General features: G+C 42.3%; 7 protein-coding genes and 1 pseudogene. 5 read left to right on the top strand and 3 right to left on the bottom strand.

Annotated features, from left to right (window positions below):
* Nucleotides 1-76 precede the first annotated feature (76 nt).
* Both AC4IFO_RS22445 and AC4IFO_RS22440 read right to left on the bottom strand, forming a co-directional pair.
* Nucleotides 77-375 (bottom strand): annotated as a pseudogene (locus AC4IFO_RS22445) (IS1-like element transposase); the annotation flags it as partial.
* Between the two features lie 568 nt (nt 376-943).
* Entirely contained in the window at nt 944-1,210 is a 267-nt protein-coding gene (locus tag AC4IFO_RS22440) for a hypothetical protein (RefSeq protein ID WP_490737742.1), read from the bottom strand.
* Nucleotides 1,211-1,924: 714 nt separating this feature from the next.
* Between AC4IFO_RS22440 and lpxL the strand changes: the two genes are divergently transcribed.
* The 3 genes from lpxL to AC4IFO_RS22425 all read left to right on the top strand — a co-directional run bounded on the left by lpxL (nt 1,925) and on the right by AC4IFO_RS22425 (nt 4,164).
* On the top strand, nt 1,925-2,848 hold the full coding sequence (lpxL, locus tag AC4IFO_RS22435; protein WP_490737740.1) for an LpxL/LpxP family Kdo(2)-lipid IV(A) lauroyl/palmitoleoyl acyltransferase: 924 nt from the start codon (nt 1,925-1,927) through the stop codon (nt 2,846-2,848).
* A 100-nt stretch (nt 2,849-2,948) separates the two neighbouring features.
* Nucleotides 2,949-3,368, top strand: coding sequence for a DUF1398 family protein (locus tag AC4IFO_RS22430; protein ID WP_490737738.1), 420 nt, complete (start codon nt 2,949-2,951; stop codon nt 3,366-3,368).
* Nucleotides 3,369-3,945: 577 nt separating this feature from the next.
* Nucleotides 3,946-4,164, top strand: a complete 219-nt coding sequence (locus AC4IFO_RS22425) for a hypothetical protein (protein WP_490737736.1) — start codon at nt 3,946-3,948, stop codon at nt 4,162-4,164.
* 284 nt (nt 4,165-4,448) lie between these two features.
* On the opposite strand, the gene AC4IFO_RS22420 is transcribed toward AC4IFO_RS22425, so the two are convergent.
* A complete protein-coding gene (locus tag AC4IFO_RS22420; protein ID WP_490737734.1) occupies nt 4,449-5,009 on the bottom strand; it encodes a hypothetical protein in 561 nt (186 codons plus the stop codon).
* A gap of 656 nt (nt 5,010-5,665) precedes the next feature.
* On the opposite strand from AC4IFO_RS22420, the gene AC4IFO_RS22415 reads away from it, so the two are divergent.
* A complete protein-coding gene (locus tag AC4IFO_RS22415; protein ID WP_490737732.1) occupies nt 5,666-6,076 on the top strand; it encodes a helix-turn-helix domain-containing protein in 411 nt (136 codons plus the stop codon).
* Nucleotides 6,077-6,269: 193 nt separating this feature from the next.
* The coding region (locus AC4IFO_RS22410; RefSeq protein WP_490737730.1) for an inverse autotransporter beta domain-containing protein at nt 6,270-8,791 on the top strand (2,522 nt) is incomplete at its 3' end.

The raw sequence follows: 8,791 nt of genomic DNA, 5'->3' as shown, positions 1-8,791 counted from the left end.
TAAAAAGCTAATAATTTGATAATTAAAGTAATATTTTAATACGGTGGCACATTTCGAGGAAATGTGCACAACCCCCCAAATTATCAAGCGGTAAAGAAGTTACCTGCTTCGACGAGAGTTTTTTAAAGTACGAAAAACTGCATTAATGCTGATATGAAGGGCCCTAGCAGTATCTCGAATACCGGCATTATTCATCGTAAGGTCGATAATTTTATCATTAGTACCGGGTTGGCAGGCGCGATATTCATAATCGAGTTGGAAGCTTCGGCAGCAGTCTTGGCAACGATAACGTTGATGGCCAGTGCTCCTTAATCCATGTTTTTTCACTGAGGGAGTTTGTTGACAAAATGAGCACCTTACATCGACTTTAGCCATGAATATTCTCCGATAAATTACCCTATCTTACAGGTTACTCACCGGATTGAGTACATGACCAAAAATCTCATTATCAGTGCATTTTCTGAACGCATAAATTTTAATTTTTCTGGCGCGATGGTTGATAATAAGCTGACTCATTAATCATTTAATAGAATAAGGCTAAAAGCTATATAGCGCAACAATATATCAATTAAAATAAGGAAAAAAAGAGCCGTTATACGAAGAGCGTATAACGGCTAAAAAGCACAAAAAAGCCAATGTATGCGCTGCTACACATGCCTCTTGATAGGCAGCAAGATTTTGCGAGTGAAATATAGCATTCGATAGAGATAAGGTAAATAAAATAGATAAAGATTAGTGAATAATTTTATATTAAAGCTTTTTCACATAAAAATACCTTTGCAGCGTGTTGTATTGTCGTAGTTGATATATAAATCTTTTTATTTAAAATATTATGTGCAATAAAATAACCTGTAATACAGGTTGTTAAGTATGGTGTGTTGTTTATTAAATAACAGTCATTCATATTATTATTATAAATAAATTATACAAAAAATGGGTACCCTTATGTTGGTGTACTTAATTTTTGCCAGCTTAAAGAAATAAATAGCCCTGAGTCTGCCCGAGATACTTCAATGCGATACCCCGCTAATTTAAAGAGGGATAAAACGGCTTTATTGAGTGTTGCCTCATTCTTATCTAAACACAGCTGTGTATACTCTTCTTTTTTGAAAAAATGAGTGATTTCGCCGAAGTGGTGTAAGTTTGGGTTGCGTAAAACAGCGACGAGCTCCCCTATCATTTTTTGACATTCTTGCTGGACAGTGTACATACTTTTACTTTTTTCTTTCTGGTATTTATAATTTAAAAAAATCGCTTTTGGAATAATCATTTTTATATTGGTTCATATTGATATTTAAGTATAATATATCTTAATATAGCGCTAAGTTACAACATATGTTAACAATCTAACATCGTATTAACGGTGTTATTCTAATACAATTATGATTATTTTGGGTTTTATATAACATAAAATTTGTTTGAATGAAGAGAGCGCTAAATGGACTGCCGTTGTGTTCAACGATTAAAGAGATGGATTTAGTCATTATAAAAATATAAAAAAGGCATTCACGGTGACTTAAATGAATGCCAAAAATAATATTATGAAATAAATATAAATGTCTTCATAATAATAAGTTTTTTTTGTTTAAGAGCAAGTGAATAAAAAAAGTAAAATTAAAAAAAACAACAAAAATTAAATACAACAAGCTTAACGTGTTGTATTGATATTAAATTAAATATAAAAACGATAGAACAAGATAAAATTCGTCGTCAACTTTATCGATGATTTACTATCATGCCGTCACAAAACATAGGAAAAACGTTGAGAGAGCAGTAAAAAATACACGTATCTCAATTTCGCTCTTATCTTGGTTTGAGATAAACACGACCATCGACAAAATGGCTCACTTTTTTTGGGGGGCGCGTTGTCATAAATTAATGCTGAGTGAGCTATTCTTCTCATTTTGGGCAAAATCAGGACACTATGTATACAAAAAATTCATTTTCTTTCGCATTGCTTCATCCTCGGTACTTTACATTGTGGATAGGTCTTTTCTGCTTATTTGTGTTAGTTCAATTGCCGTATTCATGGCTAATAGCCATTGGGGCTAATCTTGGGAAGTGTACCCGATTTTTTATGAAGCGGAGGGTCTTTATTATACGGCGTAACTTAGAAATGTGTTTTCCAGAAAAGAGCGAGCGTGAGATTGAACAATTAGTGACCGATAATTTATCTTCGCTGGGGATTGCATTATTTGAAACGGGGATGGCTTGGTTTTGGCATGATAATCGCTTAAAAAAACTGTTTGATGTGGTTGGTGCTCCGCATTTCCTACAAGCGAGCCACAAAAATAAAGGGGTGATTCTTTTGGGGATCCACTCGATGTCAATCGAGCTTGGCGGGCGAGTCATGGGGCTTTGTTTTCCTGTTAACGCCACGTATCGACCGAATGATAATCCGTGGATTGAGTATGTGCAAACTAAAAGCCGGATGCGTTCGAATAAAGGCATGATAGATCGAAAAAATTTGAAGTTTATGATCCAAGAGCTTAAAAAGGGGCAAACCATTTGGTTTGCCCCAGATCAAGATTTTGGGCGTAAAGGCACTGTTTTTGCTCCTTTTTTCGCCGTTCCGTCCGCGTCTACGTCAAAGGGAACCGCATCGATAGCCCGACTATCAGGCTCTCCCATACTGACGGTTACGTTAATACGAAACCAGTGTGGTAAGCGGTATTCCTTAATCTTAGGTGAAGAAATTTTAAATTTTCCATACCATGATGCGCAGCAGAGCGCCGCTGTGATTAATTCGCGATTAGAAACTGAAATTTTGAGGGCACCTGCTCAGTATCTGTGGGCTCATCGCCGATTTAAAACGCGTCCCGAAGGTGAACGGTCGCTCTACCTTTAATTTCACCTAGTGACATGAGCAACTTGGTGTGTGAGAAGGTCGGTTGATATAACAAGATGTTGGGAGCTTACTACCTATAACCCTTATCAGGATAATGAAGATGAATGACGCGATTGATAACCTTGAGCAGGCAATTCAAAAGGCAATGGCAATGCGCCCTGCGATTGGAGGTTTTCCTTACTTAGCCGAAGTGCTCCGAGCTGCAGGGGTGACAGTGAATGAGTGGGTACTGCCTTCTTGCCAAAGTGTATACACAACCGATTATGGCCCAGTCGTTATGCAGGGGACGCCATTGATTGCTGGAATATCAAACGTTCCCGTCTTTGATAATCTTGCGGTTATTCATGCGCTGCGTGAAGATCAAGCGGGGAAAACCACGTTTTCTCATTTCTTACTCGCCATTTGGCAAGCTGGAGTGACACGGTATGTTGTTGACTTTATGGCTCGTGAAGTGACTTATTTTGGGTGTGGCGGTGAACACTACACTGAAGCCTATCCGAAAGTCGATATACCCTCGTGATTGACCATTTGCCACCACGCCATTTTTCGTGCGATTTTAATTTGAGCTCTATTTTATCAAAAGATAAAGTAGGGCTCAGCCTTTACTCATCAGCGCTGAGAAATCAACATCAATGATATTTTGATAAATACGGCTGTAGCATATTGTGTGAATACCGACGCAGGCTCACGAATAGTTAAAAATATAATAAGCGTGAACTCATTTAAGTATTATTTTAATTAGCTGGGTATAATATATTCTGCCTATCAATGCTATTATTTTTTTAAATTATATGCTATTCATGTTACTCAATAATTTATCGGCCTTGTTTATTGTTGAATACAATTTCAATATGGCGTTAAAAATACCCGTTAAAATTGTTGTTTGGCGAATTCGTTTATTTTTATTTATCTTTATTTTATTAACTGATATATTTATATTCCCTTATTGTGTTTTTTATTATTGAGATTTATTGCTATTAAGTCCTCCGAATTTAATTAGGTATCTTTCCTTTTTTTGTTAGATACCTTTTTTTCACTGTCTGCAGATCATTCCTGCGATGTGCTGGGTGTTGAACATTTTCACGGTTAGAGGATATATGGATTTTTATCTAAATACGTTAATTGATGAATATAATTTTTATCAGCTCCATCGCCAAGGGTGTGAGCGCTTACCGAACTCATTAAATCGATTGTATTTAGGAAAATTTTCCCGCAGCGTACAGGCGGTTTTGCACGCCAAAAGTTATGGCTACTGTCGAATTAATGGGTGTGCATGGTGCTGCCAAGAGTGGCATGAAATCCAAGCCATTGGATAAAGCATATGGCTCGTCAGTGCATTGTGTGAAGGTAAAAGCGCTTAAAACCAATGTGTAAATAAAACAAGTAGCATCACCAGCAATGCCGCCAAAATAAGACTTTGTGCGGCACATAAAATGCACTGAAAGAAGCGATGCCACTTCATCGTCTGTTACTCATATGCTGCCTCTCGTGGGGGCCTCTTAACGAATCGCCATCTCACGCCGTTGATCCCCCCCTGTTATTCGCCCAGAGCTGTAACCCTCTTGCCTTACTGATCCCCTTTTTTGTTGGTGCTTTCTTTTTAATCCGGCGATTTTAGAGATTCGTTTTGAGATAGTTGGCAGGTTTCTCTTTCTGCGGGCTGCCTGGCTTCGATAATTTCTGCTGTATCATCTTTGGCTTGTAACGCAAAGCCCATTTCATCAAATGCGGCAAATCCGGCGAGACGGTAGCGTTCAAATTCAGGATCGGTAATCGGAATTTTAAACTCTGTTTTGCTGTTTGGTGGTATAGGCCCAAAGGATTGCCATACAAAATCGAGAGGCTCGCAACGCTTATTGACTGGTAATATCATCACGTACCCTCGTTCTACTGCGTTATCCCCTTGGTTTTCAATTGTGCCGCCGATGACAAATTGACCATTCGCTCCTAATCCCATGTGAAAGGTTAAATGTGCCTCACCGCGAGCCCACGAAAGATGAGCATAGCCAAGGATCATCATCAGGCTCAATCCTAAAAAAAATAAACATGGCAAGGGTGTTTTGCATTTTGCACCGTTAGTGTTTTTTCGTGTCAATGACTTCTCATTGTGTTGCCTTTTGTTATGTTGCTGAAAAACACCTAATTTGCGTTCATTTGACATGGTAAAGCCCTTCTAATTAAACAATTGTTAAATAAAACAACTCGTTGTGTGGGTATTGCGTATGGAGGTAAACACTCCTTTAAAATGTATTTACCTTGGTAGATTAATTAATTAATCTTTTTATTTTCATGGCGGTTTTATGAAAAAACCGCACGCTGTCACGGAAAGCAGCGTGCGGTGGAAGCATAGGACTTCTAAATACCATCTAAACAAAATAGCAAATATATGGCGCTTATTTGCGGGTTAATTATACATTTGATCGTTACTAGCGATCAATGTTTTTATTTTGATAGTTAGTAACTATCAAAATATCAAAATCTATCGATACAAACAGTTGGATTTTTAAGTGAAATTCCTTTTAGATGTCGCGATGTACGCATATTGGTTGTTATGATTTAATTGGTTATTGATTACTAAAAATAATGTTTTTTTTGTTATCCATGATTTTGCTTTTTTCGATGACGTAACACAAAGACTAAAAATACACTTATCTTTTGACGACATTTTTAATTTTAAAACGGAATGAAGTGTTTTATTGCCTGAAATAAGACATGCGGGCTTTGTTGATATGAGACTGAACGTTGCTTGTTCGGTAGGGGTTTTTATCTCACCATTCCCGCTTTTTAATTAAGCGTAGCGCCCAACATGGAGTATTCATGATGAAAATGCCGTTACTTGAGCAACCTCCTTTTATTGCTCAATTGAGACCGATTGTCACCGACTCTATTAGCCAAGAAATCCGTCGTTTACGAAAAAGTAAAGGGATATCTGGGCAAGAGCTAGGGCAATTGCTCAATCTTTCTCAGCAACAAATTTCTCGGTACGAAAGCGGAAAAAACCTGATTGCTTTCGATATGTTGGTTCTGTTGTTGTACGTACTGGATGCGAAGCCGAGTGACTTTATCGGTCGTATCTGCCATCACATTGAGCAAAGCATGTTGCATCACCATGATCTCAGTGTGCTGTTCCCATACTCTATGTTGTTTAACCTCAAGCAGACTCAACTATTACCGCCAGATATTGAGCAACGCTTATGTGGTGGAAAACAACTTAGGTCATTTGAATAACACGGATGACTTTTCTGCACGGATGTACTTTTTTGAAATGATGTCAGGAAGGGAGGGGGGGGGAGTGCCTATTTTGACGAACACAGGGCATTCACAAAAAAATCATTGAAATCCAATTTCGCCGCTTTTCATTCGTTGAGAAATGAGTCGGCGGTATTGAGAACCATAATCAAACAAAACAATAAAGGTTATTATGAAAACGAAAAATCAAGCGGTTTCTCGGCACTCTCAGAGATTTCGTGTGGTGGCTTGGGTTAATATTGTGACGCAATTGTTGTTTCCGGTAACGGCGAGCTTAACGCCTATTTTTGTGAGTGCTAAGCCGGTAACACAAGCAGAGTCTCAATTGCTTAATTCACAGACACAACCCTATCGCTTACTACCCGGACAGAACGTCACTATCGTGGCAAAGAATTTGGGGATAACGGTAAAAGAGCTGGAAAAAGTCAATCAGTTTCGAACCTTTTCGAAACCTTTTTTGCGTTTAGGCCCCGGGGATGAGATTGATATTCCTCGTGCCGATGGGATGTTTACCTTAGGAGGGGAGCGCGGGAATGCCTCCGATAGCGAACGAAATGTCGCGCGATATTCTACGGAAGTGGCGGGGGCTTTGCAGTCCGGTGATGTGACAGGTACGGCGGTGAATAAAGCCCGCAGTTTGGCGACGAACAAAGCCACACAAGAAATTCAAGATTGGCTAAAAGGTTATGGCACGGCGCGCGTGAAGTTAGGCATTGATGATAAAGCCAATTTAGATGGCAGCGAATTAGACCTCTTGCTGCCATTGCATGATACCAAGGACGTGATGACGTACACCCAAATGGGGGTGCGGCATGTGGATAAGCGTACTACGGCCAATATCGGTCTTGGGCAGCGTCACTTTAGCTCGCCGAACAGCATGGCGGGGTATAACGTCTTCCTTGACCATGACATTACGCAAGAGCATACCCGCATGGGCTTGGGCGTTGAATACTGGCGGGACTACGTAAAGTTGGGGGCAAATGGCTATTTTCGGTTAAGTGGCTGGCAAGATGCTTCTGGACTGGACGGGTATCAAGCGCGTGCGGCAAATGGATTTGATTTACGAAGCGAGGCGTATTTACCATCACACCCACAATTGGGTGGTAAATTGGTTTATGAACAGTATTTTGGCAAAGATGTGGGGCTGTTGGGGCAAGATAGCCGCGAAAAAGACCCAAGTGCGGTGACTCTTGGGGTCAATTATACGCCATTCCCGTTACTGACCGTGGGGGTTGATCGCCGTCAAGGAACCAGTGGGGGTGGGGATACCCAACTTAACCTCGGGGTTCGTTATGAAATCGGGACACCGTGGGCGAAACAAATCGATCCAAGCTCTGTTGCGCAGCGTCGAAATGTGGCGGGCAGCCGTTATGACTTGGTTGAGCGTAACAACCAAATTGTGTTGGAATACCGCAAGCAAAATCAAATTCACTTATCCATCGCCTCCACGATCAGCGGAAAATCGGGCGAGACTAAATCATTAAATGTGAATGTCAGCTCGCCAAACGGGCTAAAAACGATCGAATGGAGTGCGCCGGCACTGCTGGCGCATGGCGGCAAAATTATTGAAACCGCACCGGGACAATACAGTGTTCAGTTGCCGGAATGGCAAAGCAGCGGTGCAAACAGTTATACCATCACGGGGCGTGCTGTCGATCAGAAAGGCAATGTGTCTGAGCCTGTTTCGACTCAAGTGGTTGTGACTGCGGCGGATATTAGTCGTGATTTGTCAACGTTTACGGCTGAGCCCAATGTACTCCCTGCAGATGGAAAATCCACGTCAATGTTGACGCTGACGGTGAAAGATGCGGACGGCAAACCGGTTACCGGCGCGGCTGAACGTTTGAAACTGAATGTGTCAGGTGATTTACATGGCGCGGCGATCGGATCGGTTAAAGAGATATCGCCAGGGGTCTATCAAGCCACGCTGACGGCAGGGGATTCACCGGGTGATTTTACGATCACGCCAGTGGTTGATGGGACTTTGCTCCCAGCGTTGGTGATGAAAGTGGGCACCACGGAAGCGCCTAGCGTTAAAAATTTAACGCTAAAAGGCGAGTTGGCGGTAGGTCAAGCACTGACTGGGCAGTATGCGTTTGATGCGAACGGCGGTGACAACACCGACAAATCCACCTATGCGTGGGGCAACAAAGGCAACACCGCGGCGGCCGTAAGCAGCGGCAGCAGTGTGACCACCTCAGGCACGGTACCGGGTTACACCTTGGTGGCGGCGGATGTGGGTCAAGTGAAAGAAGTGTCGGTGCAGGCGAAAAATGGTCTGGCGGTGACCGGTAACACGGTGACGCTGGCGACGGACGCAAGCAAAGCCGAGGGTAATGACACCACCGGCGGCAGCGGCAGTGGCGGTGAAAACCCGGGTGAGGTGATCGATCCGGCGGGCAAACCGCAAGTGGCGAACCTGACGTTAAAAGGTGAGCTGGCCGTGGGTAAAGCGCTGACCGGGCAGTACGCGTTTGATGCGAACGGCGGTGACAACACCGACAAATCCACCTACGCGTGGGGCAACAAAGGCAACACCGCGGCGGCCGTAAGCAGCGGCAGCAGTGTGACCACCTCAGGCACGGTACCGGGTTACACCTTGGTGGCGGCGGATGTGGGTCAAGTGAAAGAAGTGTCGGTGCAAGCGAAAAATGGCCTGGCGGTGACCGGTAACACGGTGACGCTGGCGACGGA

This window comes from Providencia sp. UF-224, assembly GCF_058245955.1.
This window is presented reverse-complemented; position numbering and strand designations above follow the sequence as displayed.

What these genes read in the sequence shown, in the direction of transcription:
- AC4IFO_RS22440 (WP_490737742.1), bottom strand. Translation starts at nt 1,210, where the DNA reads ATGTACACTGTCCAGCAAGAATGTCAAAAAATGATAGGGGAGCTCGTC.
- lpxL (WP_490737740.1), top strand. Translation starts at nt 1,925, where the DNA reads ATGTATACAAAAAATTCATTTTCTTTCGCATTGCTTCATCCTCGGTAC.
- AC4IFO_RS22430 (WP_490737738.1), top strand. Translation starts at nt 2,949, where the DNA reads ATGAATGACGCGATTGATAACCTTGAGCAGGCAATTCAAAAGGCAATG.
- AC4IFO_RS22425 (WP_490737736.1), top strand. Translation starts at nt 3,946, where the DNA reads ATGGATTTTTATCTAAATACGTTAATTGATGAATATAATTTTTATCAG.
- AC4IFO_RS22420 (WP_490737734.1), bottom strand. Translation starts at nt 5,009, where the DNA reads ATGTCAAATGAACGCAAATTAGGTGTTTTTCAGCAACATAACAAAAGG.
- AC4IFO_RS22415 (WP_490737732.1), top strand. Translation starts at nt 5,666, where the DNA reads ATGATGAAAATGCCGTTACTTGAGCAACCTCCTTTTATTGCTCAATTG.